Origin of the sequence: Aeromonas media, assembly GCF_000819985.1 — a bacterium.
Classification (GTDB): Bacteria; Pseudomonadota; Gammaproteobacteria; order Enterobacterales; family Aeromonadaceae; genus Aeromonas; species Aeromonas media.
In genome coordinates this window covers 627-1435 of the sequence record NZ_CDBZ01000122.1, presented here as the reverse complement: position 1 = coordinate 1435, position 809 = coordinate 627, and the positions used below count along the sequence as shown (strand labels likewise).

Below are 809 nucleotides of genomic sequence, written 5' to 3'. Positions count from 1 at the left end.
TACTGGGTCGACGCCTATGTCACCCCCATCTTCGAGCAGGGGCGGATAAGCGGTTATCAGTCGGTACGCAATCGGGCCGAGCCCGGGATGAAGGCCGTCGCCGCCGCAACCTACGGGAGATTGAGGGCGGTGGAGCGGGGGGATCGCAAGGCGGGCCTGAGCCTGCGCCCGGTGCGCCATGGGCTGGCCATCGCCGGGTTGCTGCTGATGCTGGCGGCGGGTGCCTATCTGACGGGGCCTCTGGGGGCCCTGTTCATGCTGCTGCCCCTTTTGTGGCTTGGCCTCCTCTATCGCCACGCCATCATCACCACCCCCCGCTATCTGCAACAGCTGGCCGAGGAGTACGACAGCCTGACCCGGCTCATCTACTCGGGGGATGAACCCAGCGCCATCGCCGATTTCCACATCAAGCTGCTGCAGGCCAGGATCCGCACCGTGCTCGGGCGGGTGGACGATGCGACCCTCTCCCTGCAGGATCTGGCGGTCCATCTCAAGACGGCCTCCAGCGAGGCGAGCGCCGACATCGCCGAGCAGGACATCCAGACCCAGCAGGTGGCGACCGCCATCACCGAGATGGCGGCGACGGCCCATGAGATAGCCCGCAACATCCAGGAGACCGACAACCAGGTTGCCCAGGCCAAGGTGCACTGCCAGCATACCGATCAGCAGCTGGAGGATACCCAGCACAGGGTCACCGAGCTGGCTACCCAGGCCGAACACGCCTTCACGGCGGCGGTGGCGCTGGCGGAGGAGTCGGATCGCATCGGGGTGCTGATGAGCGAGATCCAGGGCATCGCGGATCAGACCAA

The 809-nt window shown here is 66.3% G+C and carries 1 pseudogene; it reads left to right on the top strand.

Annotated elements, in window-relative coordinates:
* A pseudogene (locus BN1127_RS10675) lies at positions 1–809 on the top strand (methyl-accepting chemotaxis protein); the annotation flags it as partial.